The sequence below is a fragment of the Moritella sp. F3 genome (genome assembly GCF_015082335.1).
GTDB lineage: Bacteria > Pseudomonadota > Gammaproteobacteria > Enterobacterales > Moritellaceae > Moritella.
Genome location: NZ_BLRL01000013.1, coordinates 87587 through 107741, shown reverse-complemented (window position 1 = coordinate 107741; position 20155 = coordinate 87587). Strand labels below are relative to the sequence as shown.

The 20155-nt window shown below is 40.8% G+C and carries 24 protein-coding genes; 9 read left to right on the top strand and 15 right to left on the bottom strand.

Annotation, left to right across the window (positions count from 1 at the left end):
- Positions 1 to 2 precede the first annotated feature (2 nt).
- From hldE to glpE, 3 genes are read right to left on the bottom strand one after another with little or no spacing between them, the layout of a single operon-like run.
- The gene (hldE, locus tag JFU56_RS18155) at positions 3 to 1424 is read right to left on the bottom strand and encodes a bifunctional D-glycero-beta-D-manno-heptose-7-phosphate kinase/D-glycero-beta-D-manno-heptose 1-phosphate adenylyltransferase HldE (RefSeq protein WP_198438672.1); all 1422 of its coding nucleotides are present in this window, start codon (positions 1422 to 1424) and stop codon (positions 3 to 5) included.
- Between the two features lie 17 nt (positions 1425 to 1441).
- Positions 1442 to 2290 (bottom strand): rhomboid family intramembrane serine protease GlpG, encoded by an 849-nt coding sequence (gene glpG, locus JFU56_RS18150; RefSeq protein ID WP_198438671.1) that lies wholly within the window; start codon positions 2288 to 2290, stop codon positions 1442 to 1444.
- 9 nt (positions 2291 to 2299) lie between these two features.
- On the bottom strand, positions 2300 to 2620 hold the full coding sequence (glpE, locus tag JFU56_RS18145; RefSeq protein ID WP_198438670.1) for a thiosulfate sulfurtransferase GlpE: 321 nt from the start codon (positions 2618 to 2620) through the stop codon (positions 2300 to 2302).
- Positions 2621 to 2753: 133 nt separating this feature from the next.
- On the opposite strand from glpE, the gene waaA reads away from it, so the two are divergent.
- Complete coding sequence (gene waaA / locus JFU56_RS18140; RefSeq protein ID WP_198438669.1) at positions 2754 to 4085, top strand: lipid IV(A) 3-deoxy-D-manno-octulosonic acid transferase; 1332 nt, start codon at positions 2754 to 2756, stop codon at positions 4083 to 4085.
- An 85-nt stretch (positions 4086 to 4170) separates the two neighbouring features.
- Here waaA and JFU56_RS18135 read toward each other — a convergent pair whose 3' ends face one another.
- Positions 4171 to 4836: a TetR/AcrR family transcriptional regulator gene (locus JFU56_RS18135; protein WP_198438668.1), complete on the bottom strand. Its 666-nt coding sequence runs from the start codon at positions 4834 to 4836 to the stop codon at positions 4171 to 4173.
- Positions 4837 to 4930: 94 nt separating this feature from the next.
- Entirely contained in the window at positions 4931 to 5638 is a 708-nt protein-coding gene (locus tag JFU56_RS18130; protein ID WP_198438667.1) for a 3-deoxy-D-manno-octulosonic acid kinase, read from the bottom strand.
- Between the two features lie 93 nt (positions 5639 to 5731).
- Here JFU56_RS18130 and JFU56_RS18125 point away from each other — a divergent pair, with 93 nt between their 5' ends.
- The 3 genes from JFU56_RS18125 to coaD all read left to right on the top strand — a co-directional run bounded on the left by JFU56_RS18125 (position 5732) and on the right by coaD (position 8361).
- Positions 5732 to 6733, top strand: a complete 1002-nt coding sequence (locus JFU56_RS18125; RefSeq protein ID WP_374221053.1) for a glycosyltransferase family 9 protein — start codon at positions 5732 to 5734, stop codon at positions 6731 to 6733.
- A gap of 87 nt (positions 6734 to 6820) precedes the next feature.
- Positions 6821 to 7870 carry a CDP-glycerol glycerophosphotransferase family protein gene (locus JFU56_RS18120; protein ID WP_198438666.1) on the top strand — a complete coding sequence of 350 codons (1050 nt, stop codon included), beginning with the start codon at positions 6821 to 6823 and terminating at the stop codon, positions 7868 to 7870.
- Positions 7867 to 8361 carry a pantetheine-phosphate adenylyltransferase gene (gene coaD / locus JFU56_RS18115; RefSeq protein WP_198438665.1) on the top strand — a complete coding sequence of 165 codons (495 nt, stop codon included), beginning with the start codon at positions 7867 to 7869 and terminating at the stop codon, positions 8359 to 8361. The genes JFU56_RS18120 and coaD overlap by 4 nt, the downstream gene beginning before the upstream one ends.
- A 13-nt stretch (positions 8362 to 8374) precedes the next feature.
- Here the strand turns inward: coaD and mutM are convergent, their stop codons facing one another.
- The 5 genes from mutM to radC form a co-directional block, all read right to left on the bottom strand.
- Positions 8375 to 9187 (bottom strand): bifunctional DNA-formamidopyrimidine glycosylase/DNA-(apurinic or apyrimidinic site) lyase, encoded by an 813-nt coding sequence (gene mutM / locus JFU56_RS18110; protein WP_198438664.1) that lies wholly within the window; start codon positions 9185 to 9187, stop codon positions 8375 to 8377.
- Between the two features lie 104 nt (positions 9188 to 9291).
- On the bottom strand, positions 9292 to 9756 hold the full coding sequence (locus JFU56_RS18105; protein ID WP_198438663.1) for a hypothetical protein: 465 nt from the start codon (positions 9754 to 9756) through the stop codon (positions 9292 to 9294).
- A 153-nt stretch (positions 9757 to 9909) separates the two neighbouring features.
- On the bottom strand, positions 9910 to 10065 hold the full coding sequence (gene rpmG, locus JFU56_RS18100; RefSeq protein WP_017222427.1) for a 50S ribosomal protein L33: 156 nt from the start codon (positions 10063 to 10065) through the stop codon (positions 9910 to 9912).
- Positions 10066 to 10076: 11 nt separating this feature from the next.
- Positions 10077 to 10313 carry a 50S ribosomal protein L28 gene (gene rpmB, locus JFU56_RS18095; RefSeq protein ID WP_019441194.1) on the bottom strand — a complete coding sequence of 79 codons (237 nt, stop codon included), beginning with the start codon at positions 10311 to 10313 and terminating at the stop codon, positions 10077 to 10079.
- A 151-nt stretch (positions 10314 to 10464) separates the two neighbouring features.
- Positions 10465 to 11139 carry a DNA repair protein RadC gene (radC, locus tag JFU56_RS18090; protein WP_198438662.1) on the bottom strand — a complete coding sequence of 225 codons (675 nt, stop codon included), beginning with the start codon at positions 11137 to 11139 and terminating at the stop codon, positions 10465 to 10467.
- A 211-nt stretch (positions 11140 to 11350) separates the two neighbouring features.
- On the opposite strand from radC, the gene coaBC reads away from it, so the two are divergent.
- The 3 genes from coaBC (at position 11351) to slmA (ending at position 13750) form a co-directional block, all read left to right on the top strand.
- The gene (coaBC, locus tag JFU56_RS18085; RefSeq protein ID WP_198438661.1) at positions 11351 to 12586 is read left to right on the top strand and encodes a bifunctional phosphopantothenoylcysteine decarboxylase/phosphopantothenate--cysteine ligase CoaBC; all 1236 of its coding nucleotides are present in this window, start codon (positions 11351 to 11353) and stop codon (positions 12584 to 12586) included.
- An 86-nt stretch (positions 12587 to 12672) separates the two neighbouring features.
- Entirely contained in the window at positions 12673 to 13128 is a 456-nt protein-coding gene (gene dut / locus JFU56_RS18080; RefSeq protein WP_017222423.1) for a dUTP diphosphatase, read from the top strand.
- A gap of 28 nt (positions 13129 to 13156) precedes the next feature.
- On the top strand, positions 13157 to 13750 hold the full coding sequence (slmA, locus tag JFU56_RS18075; RefSeq protein ID WP_198438660.1) for a nucleoid occlusion factor SlmA: 594 nt from the start codon (positions 13157 to 13159) through the stop codon (positions 13748 to 13750).
- A gap of 158 nt (positions 13751 to 13908) precedes the next feature.
- On the opposite strand, the gene pyrE is transcribed toward slmA, so the two are convergent.
- Positions 13909 to 14550, bottom strand: a complete 642-nt coding sequence (gene pyrE / locus JFU56_RS18070; RefSeq protein WP_198438659.1) for an orotate phosphoribosyltransferase — start codon at positions 14548 to 14550, stop codon at positions 13909 to 13911.
- A gap of 144 nt (positions 14551 to 14694) precedes the next feature.
- The gene (rph, locus tag JFU56_RS18065; protein ID WP_198438658.1) at positions 14695 to 15426 is read right to left on the bottom strand and encodes a ribonuclease PH; all 732 of its coding nucleotides are present in this window, start codon (positions 15424 to 15426) and stop codon (positions 14695 to 14697) included.
- 122 nt (positions 15427 to 15548) lie between these two features.
- Between rph and JFU56_RS18060 the strand changes: the two genes are divergently transcribed.
- Together JFU56_RS18060 and JFU56_RS18055 are read left to right on the top strand one after the other, a co-directional pair.
- Positions 15549 to 16412 (top strand): YicC/YloC family endoribonuclease, encoded by an 864-nt coding sequence (locus tag JFU56_RS18060; protein WP_198438657.1) that lies wholly within the window; start codon positions 15549 to 15551, stop codon positions 16410 to 16412.
- Between the two features lie 284 nt (positions 16413 to 16696).
- The gene (locus JFU56_RS18055) at positions 16697 to 18028 is read left to right on the top strand and encodes a GGDEF domain-containing protein (RefSeq protein ID WP_198438656.1); all 1332 of its coding nucleotides are present in this window, start codon (positions 16697 to 16699) and stop codon (positions 18026 to 18028) included.
- A 91-nt stretch (positions 18029 to 18119) separates the two neighbouring features.
- Here the strand turns inward: JFU56_RS18055 and JFU56_RS18050 are convergent, their stop codons facing one another.
- The 3 genes from JFU56_RS18050 to JFU56_RS18040 are packed head-to-tail and all read right to left on the bottom strand — an operon-like array spanning position 18120 to position 20102.
- The gene (locus tag JFU56_RS18050) at positions 18120 to 18569 is read right to left on the bottom strand and encodes a PTS sugar transporter subunit IIA (RefSeq protein WP_198438655.1); all 450 of its coding nucleotides are present in this window, start codon (positions 18567 to 18569) and stop codon (positions 18120 to 18122) included.
- On the bottom strand, positions 18566 to 19822 hold the full coding sequence (locus JFU56_RS18045; protein ID WP_242066009.1) for a PTS ascorbate transporter subunit IIC: 1257 nt from the start codon (positions 19820 to 19822) through the stop codon (positions 18566 to 18568). Before JFU56_RS18045 ends, JFU56_RS18050 begins: the two co-directional genes overlap by 4 nt.
- Positions 19823 to 19832: 10 nt before the next feature.
- Positions 19833 to 20102 carry a PTS sugar transporter subunit IIB gene (locus JFU56_RS18040; protein ID WP_075518666.1) on the bottom strand — a complete coding sequence of 90 codons (270 nt, stop codon included), beginning with the start codon at positions 20100 to 20102 and terminating at the stop codon, positions 19833 to 19835.
- Positions 20103 to 20155: the final 53 nt, after the last annotated feature.

Below are 20155 nucleotides of genomic sequence, written 5' to 3'. Positions count from 1 at the left end.
TATTAACTTTTTATAGCATTAATAATCGCCGTCGTAGAGCAGCCATCTTCAAATTGGAGAATATTGACCTTACCGCCATTTGCTAACACTTGTTTATGGCCAGCAATCTCTTCAACTTTATAATCACCACCTTTTACCAATACATCAGGTAATAACTTAGCGATTAAACGCTCTGGTGTGTCTTCAGTAAATTCAACCACCCAATCAACAGCACCTAATGCAGCCAATACCGTCATACGGCGATCACAAGTATTAATTGGACGACTAGATCCTTTCAAAGCGCGGACGGAAGCATCTGAATTAACAGCAACAATTAAACGTTGGCCTAACTTACGTGCAGAATTTAAATAAGACACATGGCCAGCATGCAGAATATCAAAACAGCCATTGGTCATGACAATGTCTTCGCCGCGTAATTGCGCTGATTTAACTGCTATTTTCAGCTGTTCTTCAGATAATACCCCAAAGCCACTTTCGTGCGAGCCATACACTGAATTAGCCAATTCAAGCGGGCTAACCGTTGAAGTACCTATCTTAGCAACGACAACACTGGCTCCAGCATTCGCGAGGGCGCAAGCTTGTTCTAACGAGGAGCCAGCAGAAACAGCCGCCGCTAAAACCGAAATAACGGTATCACCAGCTCCGGTTACGTCATACACTTCTTGTGCTAGTGCAGGCAGATGAAATTCATCGTTATCAGCGCGAATCAACGTCATGCCCTTTTCACTGCGGGTAACTAATAATGCTTCAAAATCATGCTCAGCAATGAGCTTACGACCTTTTTCAACGAGATCTTGCTCACTCTTACAATGACCAACAACCGCTTCAAATTCCGATAAATTCGGCGTTAATAATGTCGCACCACGGTATTTTTCAAAGTCACAACCTTTCGGGTCAACAAAGACTTTAACGCCTTGTTGCTTCGCTGCTTGGATCATTTTCTGCACTTCAACCAAAGCACCTTTGTTATAATCCGATACGATCATTACCGAGTAATCAGCTAAGTTCGCAATCGTTTTTGCAACAAGCGGTTGCGTATCAACAGCCGCAACAGACTCTTCAAAATCTAAACGAATAACTTGCTGACCACGGCTTAATACACGTAATTTAGTGATTGTTGGATAATCCTCTAACTGCAAAAAATCACAAGTAACATCAACCGCATTCATTTTGCCAGATAACGCCTGCGCAGCTTCATCATTACCCGTTAAGCCAAGCAGTTTAGCCTTAGCACCTAAAGCAGCAAGGTTAAGTGCAACGTTCGCTGCACCACCAGGGCGGTCTTCAACATTACCGACTTTAACGATAGGTACGGGCGCTTCAGGAGAAATACGGCTTGAATCGCCAGTCCAATAACGATCTAACATGACATCGCCAACGACTAATATTTTTGCAGTGTTAAAGTCAGGTAAAATGATTTCCATTATTTTCTCGATAATATCTAGTTAAAAGATTTAAATTTATGGTCTACAAACGCTTGGGCACAACCGACAACTAAGCCAAGTACATGCGCGGCATTGGCAACATTAAGGCCAAATAGTGGGAAAAAGCCAAGTACCAACCAAACTAACATAAAGCCAATATAAGGCTTAGGCAAACTAACACCTTGTTCCGGCGCTAACCAACCAGTCCACCAAATATAACCGACTAAGGCATAAACCACACCCGATAAACCACCAAAATTAGGTCCGGATAATAAAAACTGGCCGATATTGGGTATTAACGCGGCAACTAAAAACAATAACAATAATTTCTTACTGCCCATTTTATTTTCAATCAAGCCACCAAGGTACCACCACCATAATAAATTAAACACGAGGTGTAACACTGAAAAATGCATGATAGCTGGGGTAAATAAACGCCAAACTTCACTCAATGAACTGAAACTTAAATCATACGGAAAATGCAATGCAGCAAAAATAAATTCATTTTGGGTCAACATGCTAAAGTACATTGCCGCAAAGACAATCAAACTCAAGGCAAAAATAACCAGCGTGACTTTACCAGCATGCATCAAAAAGTTGCTGAGCATATTACCCGAGCCATAACTGAAACTCGCCGTTCTGCTGTCAGCTACATCCCACGATGCCGCCTGGTATTTTTCTTGATAAGGGTCAGCTAAAAACAAGTCTAGTTCTGCTGACACCGTTTCAACGTGTGTCATCGCCGGTAAACAAATCGCAAATCCCTCATCGGTCTGAGCGACTTTCGCATCAATTTTTTGTACCGCTAAATAATCAACAAAGGCCTGCGCCATACGTGGATTATTAATTACACCAATCTCGATCATTACGATTACCTACTTTGTTACAAATGCACATTCTCGACGCCAAGCTTCAAACCCACCATCCATGCTATAAACGTCTTCAAAACCTTGTTCAACTAAATATTGCGCAGCACCCTGGCTACTACGACCATGGTAACAAACCACCACAACAGGCGTATCGAAATCAGTTTCTTGCATAAAATTACCTAACACCGAATCAGTTAGGTGCAAGGAATCTTCGATATGCGCATCGCTAAATGACTGTGGATCGCGAATATCGACAATTTTCAGTTCACCCTTATTACTGACTAATTGTTGAACTTCGTTAATTGAAATATGTTTAAAACTATCCATGCTACACCTTAATATAATTTAATTTCGTTCGATTTTATCGACAACAAATACCGAATTTAACAATTCAACAGCGAACCATTAGTTTATGATGATATTATCACATTGCTTATACTGATACAGAAGGGAATATTGAATGCTCAGCCGAACACTCTACACCACGTTACTTTATGCAACTTCACCGTTGATATTTTCGCTGCTATTAAAAACCAAAAAAGGTAAACCACCTGTTGGTGACCGCTGGAAAGAGTTCGTTGGCATCGCACCCGAGTTAAAGCAATCTCAACAACCAATCTGGATCCACGCCGTATCTGTGGGAGAAGTGATTGCAGCAACGCCTATTATCAATGCGCTACAACAACACTATCCTGAACAGCCGTTACTCATCACCACGACAACCAGTACAGGGGCTGAACGCGTAGCAGCCTTAACGGGGAATATTGAGCACAGATACTTCCCAGCTGATTACCCTTGCGCAGTGAAACAATTTATTAATCGCATGCAGCCTGCGCTGTGTTTAATCATGGAAACCGAGCTGTGGCCAAATATGCTCACCATTTGTGAAGATAAAAATATCCCGACCATCGTAGTAAATGCACGATTATCAACGAAATCACAAGAAAAGTATCAGCGTTTTCAATCGCTATTCTCAGCACCACTGCAAAAAATAACCCATATTTTATGCCAAGATGAAGATGACCAGCGCCGCTTTAGCAGTCTAGGATTAAACCAAGCCCAACTATCTGTCACAGGTACGGTAAAATTCGATATTCAATTTTCAGATGCCATCATCAATAACGGGCTCGCACTACGCCAACAGCTTGGCCTGCAGCGCCCTGTTATTATCGCCTCAAGTACACATAAAGGTGAAGATGAGATCGTTCTCGCGGCGTTTGAGCATGTAAAAACACAACACCCAGATGCCGTATTAATATTAGTACCACGCCATCCCGAACGTTTTGATGATGTTGCAGCGCTCTGCTTAAAAAGTTTCCCACATACGCAACGTCGTAGCCAAACCAAGCTAGCAGATGACTTAAGCCATTGCGATATTTACTTGGGCGATAGCATGGGCGAAATGCCAATATTACTCGCGGCAAGTGATATCTGTTTCATGGGCGGTAGTTTAATTGGTGATAAGGTCGGCGGGCATAACTTACTCGAGCCAGCTGCGCTTGCAAAAGCTTGCATCACAGGTCCAAGTTACTTTAATTTTGCTGATGTCACGGCGCAATTACTCGATTGTGAAGGCGTTGCTGTCGTTAATGACGCGCAGGAATTAGCTAACAAAATAAATACACTGATATCAGAACCCGAAATGGCAGTGACAATGGGGAAACAAGCAAAACAGGTCGTCGAAAAAAACAAAGGGGCGTTAGAGAAAATAATGCACACGTTAACGCATTATATTGACCAAACTATTAACCAGCGCAATGACCAAACCACTAAGCAGAACGGTACAAAATAAACTGATTATTCAATATGGTTTATCTTAGTCAACGACATCATCGACGATGAAAGAAAACCATATTGTATATAGCTAGCGTTACAAATTAGCCGTTAGTCTCAGTGACAACCACATCAGCCGTCGCTAAACGTAAATAATATTCACGCATATGCTGATAATCAACCAATGCTTTTTCGGTAAAGTAAGGCTTCATCATAAAGATTGATTTTAGAATACCGCGATAAATATCCGCTTTATATACCTTCGCATCTTTACTAATTGTAGTGCGGTAACTTACCCAAGAAACCAATACCACTTTAATCGAGTTAGCTAATTCATCCAGATCTTCCATCGGAATATTAACCACATTATTTTTCTGTAACGAAAATAATAAATCGACTTCACGTTGCGCTGAAACTTCTTGGAATTTCAAATACTTTTTATGTAAGTTCGGATCTCGCGATAGCAGACTTGGTAAGCTGTAATACAAAAATCGAAAACGCCACATGGTTTCAAACATAGAATCTAAATAACTCATCATCACTTCCAATGTGACTTCACCTTCACGGTGAGGCTGGAAATGTTCAGCTAAATAATTTACATATTGATCAAAGATAGAATCAATAATGTCTTCTTTATTTCGAAAATGATAATAAAGATTACCAGGACTAATGCCTAAGTGCGCAGCAATATGATTGGTAGTGACATTACGCTCACCACATTCATTAAACAGCTCAAGTGCAGTATGAATGATCTTATCTCTGGTTTTCATGAAAATGACCGCTTTGATTTATAATAGATTTGTTAATACTCGCACATTTATTACTAAATGACACAGTGTAATATCTCATTGTTAGAATATTCGCTCAATTCTGATAACCTGCGAGCAACAAATCCCAATCAGACATTTGCCATTTAAATGCAGTGTCTTTGTTTTGTTCTTTCACAAAAGAACGTTTTAAGCGGGCTAGGTTTGCTTGCTTCCATGAATCAGCTGCAGGTTTAAATTTACAGCGGTCAAAATCAATCAACCACCACTTGCCATCACCATCTAAGATGATGTTATGGGTGTTTAAATCGGCATGCCATAAATTCACATCGTGAAAACGTCTTATCATCTCGCCAATCTGTTGGTAATCATCTTGATTCAACGCGCGATCTTTTAATACAGCCACCAAATCGTTAGCGCCAGCAATTTTTTGAGTAATTAAATCCGCACGATAAAATAAGCCGTGTTTAATCACCTGCCCCGCTATCGGTTGTGGTGCCGGTAAGCCTTTTTCAACTAATTGCTGTGTCACCATAAACTCTTGGTAAGCACGAGTATTTTTAAGCCCTGTATAGCAATATTCATCCTTAATGAGCTTACCAATCAGCCCACCGCGGTGATAATGGCGTAATACAAACTCATCATGATTAATCTTGAAAAACCAGGTAATACCACGACCAAATGCCGACCCAATAATTGCATTATTCCGTTGCCAATACGCCCCATCAAAATATTCGGGGGTGATTTCGCCTTTTAATTCATCCTGAAAAAATAAGACTCGAGCGCCTTGTGTGTCTATTAACATGTGATCTCCAAAAAAACTTTACCGATAAATTTTACATTACCTCAAACGATTTGCATAATAGCCTTTTACATTCAACAACTAGAAATGATGAATATGACCCCTCCACAGAGTATCTGTATTTTACGTTTTTCCGCAATTGGTGATGTTTGCCATGCTGTATCTGTTGTACAAGCAATTCAGCGCCAGTACCCAAATGCCAAGATAACTTGGGTAATAGGTAAAATAGAGGCTATGTTAGTTGGGGATATCGCTGGTGTTGAATTTATTATTTTTGATAAAAAAACGGGTCTAAAAGGCTATACCGACCTGCGTAAAAAATTAAATAATCGCCAATTCGATGTATTACTGCATATGCAAGTTGCACTCAGAGCCAGCGTAGCGAGCTTATGCATCAAAGCAAAGCAGCGTTGGGGGTTTGATAAAGCCAGAGCCAAAGAAGGCCAATGGTTATTTACCAATCATAAAATCAAACCACAATCTCAACCGCACGTACTTGATGGTTTTATGGCGTTTGCCGAAGCCATTGGCGTACCTGTAGCGCCACCGCAATGGGATATACCGCTTACCACCCAGGATAGTTTATGGGCGCATTCGCAATTAAGCCACACAAAGAAAAACTTTATTATTTGTCCATCAGCCAGTAAAGCTGAACGCAATTGGACAACTACTGGCTATGCTGAAATTGCGAATTATATGCATGAAAATAATTACCAAGTCTCTATTTGTGGCGGTCCTACCGACAGTGAAAAACAATTAGCCAAAGATATTATCGAGCTTGCGACAGCGCCAGTTAATAATCTTGTCGGTGAAACATCACTAAAACAACTGCTCGCGATCCTAAAACATGCAGACCTAGTACTCGCACCAGATACTGGTCCTGCCCATATGAGTACCACAGTAGGTACACCTGTTGTCGGTTTATATGCACACAGTAACCCAGGACGGACAGGTCCTTATAATAATCTAAGTGATGTGGCTGAAGTTTATCATCAACATTTACCCGATAGTGAATGGGGTGTAAGAGCGAAAGGTCCTGATTTAATGGACGCGATTTCCGTTGGAAAAGTCAAATCTTGCTTACAAAAATGGCTTTAAAACGTCAATTAAAATTAGAGTAATATAGCGTTCAGTTGTACCTTTGTATTACTCACCAATCAAAATCTGAATACGAGTCGTGTGACCATGCCAAAAAAATACCTTTTTTACATTAGTCAAAATTACAGCTTCGCCATATTAAGACCACTACAAACCGAGATCCGACGCCGTGGTGGAGAAGTCTCATGGTTTTTAGAGCCAAATGTTAATGCCGATTACTTATCTAGCGATGAAATTCAGTTAACAACAGTAGAAGCGATCAACACCTTCAATCCGTTTGCGGTATTTGTGCCTGGCAATGTCGTACCGAGCTTCATTCCCGGTCTTAAAGTAACAGTATTTCATGGATTCGATGCAGGTAAACTTGATTGGAAAGGTAAGAATACCCACTTTAGGATCCGCGGTTGTTTTGATTTACATTGCTCATATGGCAAAGACATGACAAAACAATTTGAGCAATTGGCTGACAAATATCAAACATATAAAGTAGTGGATACGGGATGGCCCGCGTTAGATCCTTTGTTCACACCAGACACAACATTGAATCCTTACATTGATAACGAAGACAATAGACCAACTGTGTTATTTTGTTCTACATTCTCGCCGCGTTTTTCTTGTGCACCACATATTTTTGAGGCCATAAAGAAATTATCAGAATCAGGAAAGTGGCGTTGGCTAGTGCAATTCCATCCCAAAATGGGCGCTGATATTGTTGAGAAATACAAAGCGTTAGAAAGCGATAACTTAACTTTTATTGAAACTGATAATGTTGTTCCATTATTAAAAAGTGCTGACGTGATGCTTTGTGATACATCTTCAGTATTATTGATGTTTTTATTACAAAGAAAACCAGTGGTCACCTTTAAAGGTAACCAGCAAGGAGAGCACCTCATCAATGTCAGTTCACCAGAACAAATTGAATCCGCGCTAATTGACGCCCTCAAGCAACCTGATGAGCTCATGCGAAAAATTGATGATTACATAGAATACATTCATGCGTATACAGATGGTAACTCAAGTGCAAGAGTACTCGATGCCGTTGATAACTTTAATTTTGATTCGCTAAAAAGCAAACCATTAAATTTATTACGCCAACTGAAACTAAGAAAAAAATTAGGATACTGGAAGCTATCATGACAGTAAAAGTAATTTACCCAGGTACATTTGATCCAATCACCAATGGTCACGCTGATTTAATCGAGCGCGCAGCAAAACTTTTTGATTACGTGATTGTTGGCGTTGCATTTAACGCAACAAAGAAGCCTTTCTTCACGCTTGAAGAACGCGTGCAATTAGCAAAAGACGTCACAGCACATTTAGATAATGTGGAAGTCGTTGGGTTTAGTGGCTTGTTAGTTGATTTTGCAAAAGAATATAATGCATCGGTATTGATTCGTGGGTTACGTGCCGTATCTGACTTTGAATACGAATTCCAACTTGCGAACATGAACCGTCGCTTAAGCCCTGATTTAGAAAGTGTTTTCCTCACCCCATCTGAAGAGAATTCATTTATCTCTTCGACATTAGTAAAAGAAGTGGCGATCCACAACGGCGATGTGGCGCAATTCGTCGCGCCCGTGGTATGTCAGGCTATTTTAGCGAAGATCGCCGAAAATAACCCGCTATAAAAATTAGATCGCGTTAGCGCTGACACTGATTACAATAAATCGTGTTGCGCTGACCGATCTTAACCGCTTGTAGTACCTCTCCACATTTAGGGCACGGTTTACCTGCTTTGCCATATACCTGCAACTCTTGAACAAAGTAGCCTGGTTTACCATCGCTTTGAGTAAAATCTTTTAGTGTCGTGCCGCCTTGTTGAATGGCTTTGGCTAATACACTTTTCACTTCATCGACCAAAACTTTGTAGCGCTGCAAAGAGACATTGCCCGCAGCTCGTTTCGGACTAATACCCGCGGCAAATAAAGCTTCATTGGCATAAATATTACCAACACCGACTACGTTATGATTATCCATCAAAAATGACTTAACTGGCATCTTGCGAGAACGAGATCGTTCAAACAAACGCTGTGCAGTAAAATCATCCGTTAGTGGCTCAGGGCCTAAGCTAGCTAATAATTTGTGTTCAAGCACCTCGCCGACTTGCCACAATACCGAACCAAAGCGCCTAGGATCGTTCAGACGAAGACATTTACCAGAATCTAGGACTATGTCCACATGATCATGTTTTTCAACTGCTATAGTTGAATCAAGCACCCTTAGACTACCTGACATCCCCAGATGAATGATGATTGTGCCTTTTTCTGTTTCCAAGAGTAAGTATTTAGCCCGGCGACGTACACTTATCACAATACAGCCAACAGCATCCTGCAAGGTCATCGGTACAGGCCAACGCAATTGACCATTACGCACGACGATCTTGGTGATCTGCGCGTTTTCGAGATATGGGGCTATGCCTTGGCGGCTTACTTCAACTTCCGGTAATTCAGGCATAAGACATCCTATCGGTTATATTTAGGTTAAAGAGTAAATGGCAACATTAAGTGCAGCTAAGTAAAAGAATTACTCAGCCTCATTGGTGAGTATAAAACAAGAGACTAACGCGGTAATAAAACCTGTAATTCAGCTTCGTCAATTTGTAATAATTGGCTTTGCCAATTTTGTAACAAATAACCACTATCGATTTGATATAAAATCAAGATAACAGGTTCGGCTAAATTAGCTAATTCGAAGGAGATATTAATACCGTAAGCAAGATTGGCAATCACAACATCTTTAGCCACTGGTTTAAAAGTCGCGCTTTCCCATGCTTTGATGATTTGTTGCAATTGTGGCTGTGATAAACCCAGCTCAGGCTTTGTCGCCAATTGGCTACCAACGCGTTGGATTTGAATATTATCAAACTGCATCGACAATACGACAGCCCTAGAGGGCAATGCTGATTGATACTGGCTTTCGCTATCATCACCATTCATCTTCTTGCCTGAATATTGAAATATCAGCATCATAGCCAATACTGCAAATATTAAAACGTTATTCCAACCTCGTCGTGATAACTGCACGCGCTCATCCTTCCAATCTAGTCATTGATTTATCAATAAGTATACGCAAATTACGTGAAAACGCCGACCAGAGCAAGTTTCGTAAGAATGAATTTCAGGCAAAAAAAAACCCAGCAAAAGCTGGGTTTTAAATATCGAACATAAAATCAAGAATTACTTGATTTTACCTTCTTTGTAGATAACGTGCTTACGAACAACTGGATCAAATTTTTTGATTTCCATTTTTTCAGGCATGTTTTTCTTATTTTTATCAGTGGTATAGAAGTGACCTGTACCAGCAGATGAATTCAAACGAATTTTATCGCGCATAATATAGTTCCTTAAACCTTCTCACCACGGGCACGCATTTCAGCTAAAACTGAATCAATACCCTTTTTATCGATAATACGCATACCTTTACAAGTAAGACGTAATTTAACAAAGCGGTTTTCGCTCTCAACCCAAAAACGGTGTGAATGTAGGTTTGGCAAAAAACGGCGACGTGTGCGGTTTTTTGCGTGAGAAACGTTATTACCAACAGCTGGTTTTTTACCAGTGACTTGGCATACTTTAGACATGTCGTCTTCTCCAAATATTTTCTTGCTCGAGCAAATATACAGCGTCTTGTTGGCCGTCGCCCAAGACGCGTGCTAAAGGCCGCATTTTATACAGTAAATTAAAACATAGAGCAAGCTTTTTATATTTTGAAAATGAATGGAAATCGTAATTTCACACCCACCCTCGCTCTGCAAAGCTCGCTATGTCACTGTCACCTATAACAAAATGATCGAGGACTTTAACATCAATTAATTGTAAGGCTGAGATAAGTTTATCTGTGATCATACGATCTGCATGGCTGGGCTCAGCAATGCCAGAGGGATGATTATGCGCAAAAATAACTGCCGCAGCATTTCTTTCTAACGCTTTTTTTACCACCACTCTCGGATAAACACTAGCACTGTCTATTGTGCCATAAAACAACTCCTCAAAGCGAATAACTCGGTGCTTATTGTCTAAAAATAATACCGCAAACACTTCATGAGGCTGATCGCGCAGCTTTGCCCGAATGTAATCTCGACTTTCCTGCGGACTAGTGAGTGCATTACTACGCTCTAATTTTTCGGCTAAAAAACGTCGAGACATCTCCACTGTCGCCTGTAACTGTACATATTTAGCGACACCCAGCCCCTTAATCTGACAAAACTCATGTTCACTGGCCGCAAGTAATGCCCGTAAGGTGCCAAACTCAGCCAAAATATGACTCGCCAGCGCCACGACATTAGTCCCCTTGATACCAGTGCGTAAGAATATCGCTAACAATTCCGCATCAGATAATGAATCAGCCCCTAATTTAACCAACTTTTCGCGTGGCATTTCACTGCACGGCAATGATTTCAATTTCATTTATTTCACCATTTAACATAACGTCCTGTTAGCTTAGTTATTCGGTGAATAAACGAACTCAATAATGATAAAACAGTGAAATAGTTCAAATTTATAGATTTGATAATGATGCATATAAAATTAATAACAAACCTTAGCCTCTGCGAATTTAATTATGGTATTGTTATCACGTTATTAGAATATCCTTTCAGATTTTAACGTGGAATACACAATGACTGCTATTGCCAATAAACGCATTTTGCTCGGTATTACCGGCGGCATCGCCGCTTATAAATGCGCAGAGTTAACCCGTCGATTAACGGAACAAGGCGCGGAAGTTCGCGTCGTAATGACCCAATCGGCGCAAGAGTTTATCACTCCTCTCACCATGCAAGCAGTCTCAGGAAACCCCGTAGCACACAGTTTATTAGACCCAGCAGCCGAAGCAGGCATGGGCCACATTGAATTCGCTAAATGGGCCGATTTAGTATTAATCGCCCCTGCTACCGCTAATTTCATTGCCAAATTTACCGCCGGTATTGCCGATGATTTGCTTTCGACCTTATGCCTTGCAACGCCAGCACCTATTGCCATTGCCCCTGCGATGAATCAAGTGATGTACCAAGCGCCTGCAACACAAGCTAATTTAGCGACACTTAAACAACGTAACATTACACTTTGGGGACCAGCAGCAGGCGCGCAAGCGTGTGGTGATGTGGGGCCAGGTAGAATGGTGAACCCTGACGAATTAGTGACAGCGGTTGTTAACTACTTTAGCGAACAAGCGAAAATGAATACACAACCGCAACTCTTAGCCGGTAAAAATATCATGATCACCGCAGGACCAACTCGCGAGGCGATTGATCCAGTACGTTACATCAGCAACCACAGCTCAGGTAAAATGGGTTATGCCCTCGCACAAGCAGCACGTTCATTAGGTGCTAATGTCACCGTCGTAAGTGGTCCAGTCGCATTAGCGGCGCCAATTTCATGCAAACTTGTTAAAGTGACCAGCGCACTTGATATGCACGCTGCAGTCATGGCCGACATTCAGCAACAAGATATTTTCATTGCCTGTGCAGCCGTCGCCGATTACCGCCCTGAAAGCGTTGCAGAACAAAAAATTAAAAAGACCAATAGCGACGAAATGGTCGTACGCATGATCAAAAACCCCGATATTGTCGCCAGTGTGGCCGCGCTCGAAAATTCTCCTTTTACTGTCGGTTTTGCTGCAGAAACACAAGATGTTGAGCATTATGCACGCGACAAAATGCAACGTAAAAATCTTGCTATGATCGCCGCAAATGACGTGGCACAATCAGGCCAAGGCTTTAACGCAGAAGACAACGCATTAACGGTATTCTGGCCACAAGGCAGCATACAAATTGCACTCGCGAGTAAGCAAGACGTAGCAGCACAGTTATTACAATTAATCGCCACACAGTTCAACGCGAATAATAAACTATAACTAAAGTAGGCTCATTATTTTACCGTGTATTGCGCTAACGCAATGCATCAACGAGCCATCAATTGATATATTCAGTGAAGCAAACAATGAAACAAATAGAAGTTAAAATATTAAATCCACGCGTGGGTACTGAGTTTCCATTACCAAGTTATGCAACACCTGGTTCAGCAGGTTTAGATCTGCGTGCTTGTCTTGCAGAACCATTGACGGTTAATCCAGGTGAGACCCATTTGATCCCAACCGGTATTGCAATTCATATTGCAGATCCGACAATGGCAGCAACCATTTTACCGCGTTCAGGCTTAGGTCATAAACACGGTATTGTGTTAGGTAACTTAGTGGGTTTAATTGATTCTGATTATCAAGGTGAGTTAATGATCTCATGCTGGAATCGTGGTCAAGATAGTTTCAGTATTCAACCAGGCGATCGTATTGCGCAAATGATGATAGTGCCAGTAATACAAGCACAACTCACCATAGTTGAAGAGTTTGATAGTAGTGAACGTGGCGAAGGTGGCTTTGGCCATTCGGGTAAGCAATAACGGTTAACACCATTCTAGGATGAAAAAGATGTCAACAAGCACTAAAAAGAATCGTCGAGAACAGATATTACAAGCATTAGCACACATGCTGGAAACCAGTCCTGGTCAGCGTATTACGACCGCTAAACTTGCCAAGGAAGTCGGCGTATCAGAAGCTGCGCTTTATCGCCACTTCCCAAGTAAGGCGCGTATGTTTGAAGGGTTAATTACCTTTATCGAAGATTCAATCTTAGCCGGTATTAATCAAATCTTAAATGAAGAGAAAGATACCATTACCCGTTGTCATCACATCCTGCATTTGTTGCTGGTATTTACCGAACGTAACCCAGGTATCACTCGTATTATGACGGGCGATGCACTGCAAGGTGAACACGAACGTCTTGGTGAGCAAATCAGTGCGTTATACGCCAAGATTGAAACTCATCTAAAACAAGTACTGCGTGAAAAGAAAATGCGTGACGGTGCAGGTTTTAGCTTAGATGAAGGTATGTTAGCAAATCTATTGTTAGCCTATGCAGAAGGTCGTATCAATCAATATGTACGTACGCGCTTTGCATTGAAACCAACGACAGACTTTGATCAGCAGTGGGTATTCTTAAACAAGCAGCTACTGCAGAGCTAATCACAGTCAGTTCACCACAGTAACGTTCACGGTATAGAAATAAAAAAAGGCTACCTCGGTAGCCTTTTTCGTCTCTTCTTTAACGGCAGTGATAGATAGCGCGTTTATAAACAGAGTAGTTATAAATAATACGCTAACTTTGCCGTGAAGCGTGTAAATTAGATACCGTAGTTTTCACGGTATTTTTTTACAGTCTCAAGGTGCTGTTGCATTTCAGGCTTATCCGCTAAGAAAGTAACAAGGTCGCCCAGTGTTACGATTGATAATACGCTACAGCCATAGTCACGTTCAATTTCCTGGATTGCAGATAATTCGCCTTTGCCTTTTTCTTGGCGATCTAGCGCAATTAATACACCTGAAAGTTCAGCGTTATGTGCTTGGATGATATCCATTGATTCACGGATTGCAGTACCCGCAGTGATCACGTCATCAACCAATACGATACGACCTTCCAATGCAGAACCGACTAATGAACCACCTTCGCCGTGGTCTTTCTTCTCTTTGCGGTTAAAGCAGTAAGGTGCATCAATATCATGATGATCGTTCAGCGCTACAACCGTAGTTGTCGCGATTGGGATACCTTTGTAGGCAGGACCAAATACCACATCGTATTCGATACCAGAATCAACTAAAGCGGCTGCATAGAAACGACCAAGACGCGATAAGTCACGACCCGTGTTAAACAAACCAGCGTTGAAGAAATAAGGGCTAGTACGACCAGACTTTAGTGTGAATTCACCAAATTTAAGCACTTCTTTTTCTAAAGCAAACTCAATAAACTCGCGTTGGTAATCTTTCATCGTTTTCCCCTATTATGATTAATTAGATGTTGTTGGCTAAAAGCCACTTCACCTAAAAAGCCTAATAATATGGGGCATATTATTAGGCAATTAACCTTGTTAGCGCTTGGCGACTAACGATAAGCGCCGCTATTCTAACAAGCTTTACACTTTAATCAAGCTATCACCGAGTGCTTTCTTTTGCTCTACAATGATCTGTTCGATGCCGTCTTTCGCTAAGGCCAGCATGGCTAACATTTCTTCGTGGCTAAACGGTTCGCCTTCAGCAGTTCCTTGGATCTCGATAAATTTGCCGGTATCAGTCATCACTACATTCATGTCTGTTTCAGCATCAGAATCTTCTGGATAATCTAAATCGCATACCGCTTCGCCTTTATAGATACCAACAGACACAGCGGCAATCATAAATTTGATCGGGCTAATCTTTAATTTACCTTTACGGATCAAAAACTCAACCGCATCAGCCAAGGCCACACAAGCGCCAGTAATAGCGGCAGTACGTGTACCACCGTCAGCTTGAATAACATCACAATCGATTACAATCGTATGCTCACCCAATGAACCAAGGTCGATACAAGCGCGTAGTGAACGCGCGATCAGACGTTGAATTTCCATAGTGCGTCCAGTTTGTCCACCACGTGCCGCTTCACGATTCATACGTTTGTGCGTCGAGCGCGGTAGCATGCCGTATTCAGCCGTTACCCAACCTTGGCCTTTACCTTTTAAAAATCGTGGCACATTGTTTTCAACAGTCGCAGTACACAATACTTTCGTAGCTCCGAATTCAACTAATACAGACCCTTCTGCATGAGCGGTAAAGTTACGGGTAATTGTTACAGGTCGAATTTGACCTAATGTTCTTTGACTTGGGCGCATTATTTTAACTCTTCATTGATGATTGCCCAATATTATATGAGCTAAGCTAAACTATCGCTATAGCAAGTTGTAATAACCTACAGGTATAATTGGCTTAATTTACTTTAATTAACGGATTCAACATGATTCATAGTATGACGGCATATGCCCGTAAAGAGTTTAAAGGCGATTGGGGTACAGCAGTATGGGAGATCCGTTCGGTTAACCAACGCTACCTCGAAACGTACATCCGACTACCTGAGCAATTTCGTGGTTTAGAAGCTGTACTACGTGAACGTTTCCGTAAAAAATTACAACGCGGTAAAGTAGAATGTAACCTGCGTTTTGAAGCAAATTCAGCTAACAGCGGTGAATTACAGTTGAACGAAGCATTAGCAGAAAAATTAATTGAAAGCGCAAACTGGGTAGCTAAAAAAGCCGGTAAGGCAAAATTAAACCCAGTTGATATCCTACGCTGGCCAGGCGTAATGGAAGCGGCAGAAAAAGACATGGGCGAGTTATCAACTGACCTATTAAGCTTCTTTGACGAAACACTGATTGAATTCCTTGATTCTCGTGCGTCTGAGGGTGAAAAACTGCAAGCCATGCTAGAGCAACGCTTAACAGGTATTTCCGAGCAAGCTGATTTCGTTGAAGGCAAAATGCCTGAGATCATCGAATGGCAACGTGAACGTATTCAAAAGAAATTCAGCGATGCGAAAATTGAACTTGATGAAACACGCGTAGAGCAAGAACTTATCTTAATGGCGCAAAAATTAGATGTGGCTGAAGAGATTGACCGTTTAAATGCCCACGTCACTGAAACTCGTAGCATCCTAGCTAAAGGTGGCGCTTGCGGCCGTCGTTTAGATTTCATGATGCAAGAATTCAATCGTGAATCAAATACCCTAGGTTCAAAATCGATTAGTACTGATATTACAAAGTCGGCTGTAGAGCTGAAAGTATTGATTGAGCAGATGCGCGAGCAGTTACAGAATATTGAGTAGCACTCACTAAAGATCAGCTTAATTAAAGGCGATAACTTTTGTTATCGCCTACTTTCTAATACTCTAGCGCTAACTGAGCCTTTAAACCTTTCGATAAACTCAGTTTTCTTTCTTCTGCAAGAATTTTCAATATCATCATCACGTTATAATAAGCGTCTAAGCTGACGCAGCATTAAACGCTAAATATATAATCATACATAAAACTATGTAAGCATATGTATTTAAAGTTGCGATTAAATGTCCTACCATGCCAAGCTCTTTTTTAAGAAATAAGGGTCTTGAGCTTGTTACATAGTATCTATTTTGCAGTGAGAATGTTCATTGTTTCTTTTGTCGTGTTAACCGTTATGTTTTATTACATGTTCTCAGCAAGTACGCTTAAAGCGGAACAATCAACCATACACCAAACCATGAACGACCTCTCAGATGCCCTACTCGAGCTCTCTAACATCATTGTTATATCCGAGAATGAAGAGCTCGCATCATCAACACCACTAAATAAAAGATCTTATATTTATATGAGTAAGGCGGAGCCTAAAAAAGAGGCTGCGACTGAAGGCACAGCGCTTCTTTCTCAATATAAAAATGCCCTCGACAGTTTAGGTTTTATTACTACATCGTCTATTTCTGGTAACTTCATGATTAAAGACTGGCAGTCCCAGAGTGTGTTATACCGACAAAAATTAGCACCGAGTGTGGTAACTACTATTTTTGATCCCATTCGTTGCCGTGAACTCAATATTTGCAAAACAAAAATGAACAAGTACCGCGTTAGCTACATGCATGAAGATGCCCTCTCGGGTAATAAACTGTTCACGATATTCAAAGGCATGAATGAGCATATTGATATCAGCTTTAATGTGCACTTGAATAGTAACTCTTACTATGACGATAAAAATATAACGATCATTCCACCCAGCTCGAAAACAAATCAAAGAAATTATGTTATCTCGGTTAAATATGCCGATTATCCCGATTCTTTATTATTTTACCGCAGTGAATACGCCGTAATTGCCGATGGTATTACCGTGATAGTCCGGATCCCGTTATTATATATCCTTGATATACCCTTAAAAGTTTCCTTTATATTGTCTTTCTTTATCGCTATTTTCATTTTTTACTTTCACTTTATTCGACGTATTACCAGTGAGTCTGAACTGCATAAACAAAAATCCATGATAGATACCCTCACAAAAGCTTATAACCGACGTTATTTTGATTATTACAGTGAAGCAACTTCATCAGGTATATTGGCTGTTATCGATGGCAATAAAATAAAAGAAATCAATGACACCCTCGGTCACTCTGCTGGTGATAGTGCCATTAAATTGCTGGCGTCATCGGCTCAAGAAGCAATAAGAGACGAGGACTACTTAATCAGAAGCGGTGGCGATGAATTTGTCATTTTATTAAATGATTGTCCGTCAATAGACATTGCCACAGAGATAATAGAGAAAATTCAAAACAAAATAATTCAAAAATCTAAATACAAAAAAGAATTTAGAGAGCATAAAATTTCTTTTGCCTATGGATTAACACCTTACTCAGAGGGTGACCAATATGAGGATATTATTGAGATGGCTGATTTTTATATGTATGAGCACAAGAAAAAATAAATAGATCAACAAAGTCATCCATTCATATTTTAGCCAATAAAAAAGGCGATAACTTGCGTTATCGCCTCCTGATTCACACTGTCATTTCACGTTAATATTGTTTAAGTATCTCGATAATGTCAGCATGATTTTCCGCTGCAATGATCTTATCGATATCATCATCGTTTTGGAATAACTCAGCCAGTGTCATGATCGTATTAATATGACTATCAGAATCCATTGCCGCTAACGTGATCGAGAAATACACAGCACCATTATCTGTTGACCCCAAATCAACGCCATTTTTAAATACCGTCAGCTGTAATGCAGCCTCATTAACCCCATCTTCAGGACGCGCATGCGGCATCGCAATTTTAGGAGCTAATACATAATACGGACCAATGTCTTTATGCGTCGCTTTAATCGCTTCAACATAACTTGCTTCAATTTTACCGTTTGCCAACAGGGTTGAACAAGTTAAGTCTAATGCAGCATCGACCGTTAAGTTTTCTTCCGACGTAATAACAATACCGTTATCACCAATTAAATCAAATAAGCTCATGATACGATCCACCCTAGAATCAGACCCACAACACCGAAGTCAAAATCTGCAAACGTTGTTGCTTCTAGACCAAGTCCACCGAGAACAGGCAGTAATAACATAGGCAGGAATGAGATACATAAACCTTGGGCAAATGACCCTAAGATCGCACCACGTAAACCGCCTGTCGCATTACCATAAACACCTGCCGCACCACCGACGAAGAAGTGAGGCACAACACCCGCAACAATAATCGTCCAACCGAAAGCACCTTGCACCCCCATCGCAAGAAGACCTGCGGCGAATGAACACAAGAAACCAATCAATACTGCATTTGGTGCCATTGGGAATACCATCGGGCAATCAAGAGCTGGTTTAGCCCCAGGAACTAACGTATCTGAAATACCTTTAAATGCAGGTACAATTTCAGCAATCAACATCTTCACACCTTGCAGTACAATGTATACACCGCCAGCAAATATCAGTGACTGCATAAAGGTGAATACCACCCAGTTTTGACCATCAGAAATAGTCTCAACAAAGTCACCGCCAGCAAAGATAGATGCTAGGAAGAAAAAGATAGCCATTGTCGTTGCGACAGCTACTGGTGTATCACGTAAAAACATCAAACTTTTTGGCATATTGATGTCTTCTGTCGATTTCGAAGTATCACCAAATTTACTGCCTATATAACCAGAGATGACATAAGAAAGCGTAGAAAAGTGACCGATTGCAAGCTGATCTGTACCCATTACTTTTTCAGTATATTTCTGACCAAGTGCAGGCATAATAACCATCAACGAACCAACAATAATCGCGCCTAATGCAACTAATACCGTACCAGTAATGCCAGCTGTTGACAGGATCACGGCCACCAACATTGACATGAACATAGTATGGTGACCCGTTAAGAAAATATACTTCAGCGGCGTAATTCGCGCTAATACAATGTTCACTACAAATGCGAAGAACATAATCAGTGCCATTTCATAACCAAACGCTTCTTGAGCTAATGCCACAATCGCTTCGTTATTAGGGATCACACCACTTACGCCAAACGCTTCAGTAAATACCACTGAGAAATTATTAAGCGCGCCAACCAGAGCGCCAGCACCAAAACCAAGGATTAAGAAACCCATTACCGTTTTGATTGTGCCTTTTAAAATGGTCGATACATCTGCTTTTTGTGCTATTAAGCCAATGAAAGCAATAAGACCAACCATGATTGCAGGCTCTTTTAATAAGCCAAGCATAAATTCAAAAAAGTTCACCATAACAATCGCCTTACATGAAAGTTTTTAGTTGTGCTTCAATTGAGGCTTTATCAAAAATATTAACTAATTTAATAATATTTTCTTTGCCTGCTTCTTCTAACTGAGTCGCAACGTCTGTCGCAGCAACCCAAATATCTGCTTTGCTTGATGCTGCAGAAGATAAATCTTCATGATCAATTTCTGCTTCTAAGCCCAGTTTTTTTGCAACTTCTTTAACAGCCATTTCCATCATTAATGACGTGCCTAAACCGTTTCCGCATACAACTAAGATTTTTTTCATAATATTGATCTCTACTTGAATTAACGCTATTGCACAATTGCATTGGCGAACAT

What these genes read in the sequence shown, in the direction of transcription:
- hldE (WP_198438672.1), bottom strand. Translation starts at nt 1,424, where the DNA reads ATGGAAATCATTTTACCTGACTTTAACACTGCAAAAATATTAGTCGTT.
- glpG (WP_198438671.1), bottom strand. Translation starts at nt 2,290, where the DNA reads ATGATCGAGATTGGTGTAATTAATAATCCACGTATGGCGCAGGCCTTT.
- glpE (WP_198438670.1), bottom strand. Translation starts at nt 2,620, where the DNA reads ATGGATAGTTTTAAACATATTTCAATTAACGAAGTTCAACAATTAGTC.
- waaA (WP_198438669.1), top strand. Translation starts at nt 2,754, where the DNA reads ATGCTCAGCCGAACACTCTACACCACGTTACTTTATGCAACTTCACCG.
- JFU56_RS18135 (WP_198438668.1), bottom strand. Translation starts at nt 4,836, where the DNA reads ATGAAAACCAGAGATAAGATCATTCATACTGCACTTGAGCTGTTTAAT.
- JFU56_RS18130 (WP_198438667.1), bottom strand. Translation starts at nt 5,638, where the DNA reads ATGTTAATAGACACACAAGGCGCTCGAGTCTTATTTTTTCAGGATGAA.
- JFU56_RS18125 (WP_374221053.1), top strand. Translation starts at nt 5,732, where the DNA reads ATGACCCCTCCACAGAGTATCTGTATTTTACGTTTTTCCGCAATTGGT.
- JFU56_RS18120 (WP_198438666.1), top strand. Translation starts at nt 6,821, where the DNA reads ATGCCAAAAAAATACCTTTTTTACATTAGTCAAAATTACAGCTTCGCC.
- coaD (WP_198438665.1), top strand. Translation starts at nt 7,867, where the DNA reads ATGACAGTAAAAGTAATTTACCCAGGTACATTTGATCCAATCACCAAT.
- mutM (WP_198438664.1), bottom strand. Translation starts at nt 9,187, where the DNA reads ATGCCTGAATTACCGGAAGTTGAAGTAAGCCGCCAAGGCATAGCCCCA.
- rpmG (WP_017222427.1), bottom strand. Translation starts at nt 10,065, where the DNA reads ATGCGCGATAAAATTCGTTTGAATTCATCTGCTGGTACAGGTCACTTC.
- rpmB (WP_019441194.1), bottom strand. Translation starts at nt 10,313, where the DNA reads ATGTCTAAAGTATGCCAAGTCACTGGTAAAAAACCAGCTGTTGGTAAT.
- radC (WP_198438662.1), bottom strand. Translation starts at nt 11,139, where the DNA reads ATGAAATTGAAATCATTGCCGTGCAGTGAAATGCCACGCGAAAAGTTG.
- coaBC (WP_198438661.1), top strand. Translation starts at nt 11,351, where the DNA reads ATGACTGCTATTGCCAATAAACGCATTTTGCTCGGTATTACCGGCGGC.
- dut (WP_017222423.1), top strand. Translation starts at nt 12,673, where the DNA reads ATGAAACAAATAGAAGTTAAAATATTAAATCCACGCGTGGGTACTGAG.
- slmA (WP_198438660.1), top strand. Translation starts at nt 13,157, where the DNA reads ATGTCAACAAGCACTAAAAAGAATCGTCGAGAACAGATATTACAAGCA.
- pyrE (WP_198438659.1), bottom strand. Translation starts at nt 14,550, where the DNA reads ATGAAAGATTACCAACGCGAGTTTATTGAGTTTGCTTTAGAAAAAGAA.
- rph (WP_198438658.1), bottom strand. Translation starts at nt 15,426, where the DNA reads ATGCGCCCAAGTCAAAGAACATTAGGTCAAATTCGACCTGTAACAATT.
- JFU56_RS18060 (WP_198438657.1), top strand. Translation starts at nt 15,549, where the DNA reads ATGATTCATAGTATGACGGCATATGCCCGTAAAGAGTTTAAAGGCGAT.
- JFU56_RS18050 (WP_198438655.1), bottom strand. Translation starts at nt 18,569, where the DNA reads ATGAGCTTATTTGATTTAATTGGTGATAACGGTATTGTTATTACGTCG.
- JFU56_RS18045 (WP_242066009.1), bottom strand. Translation starts at nt 19,822, where the DNA reads ATGGTGAACTTTTTTGAATTTATGCTTGGCTTATTAAAAGAGCCTGCA.
- JFU56_RS18040 (WP_075518666.1), bottom strand. Translation starts at nt 20,102, where the DNA reads ATGAAAAAAATCTTAGTTGTATGCGGAAACGGTTTAGGCACGTCATTA.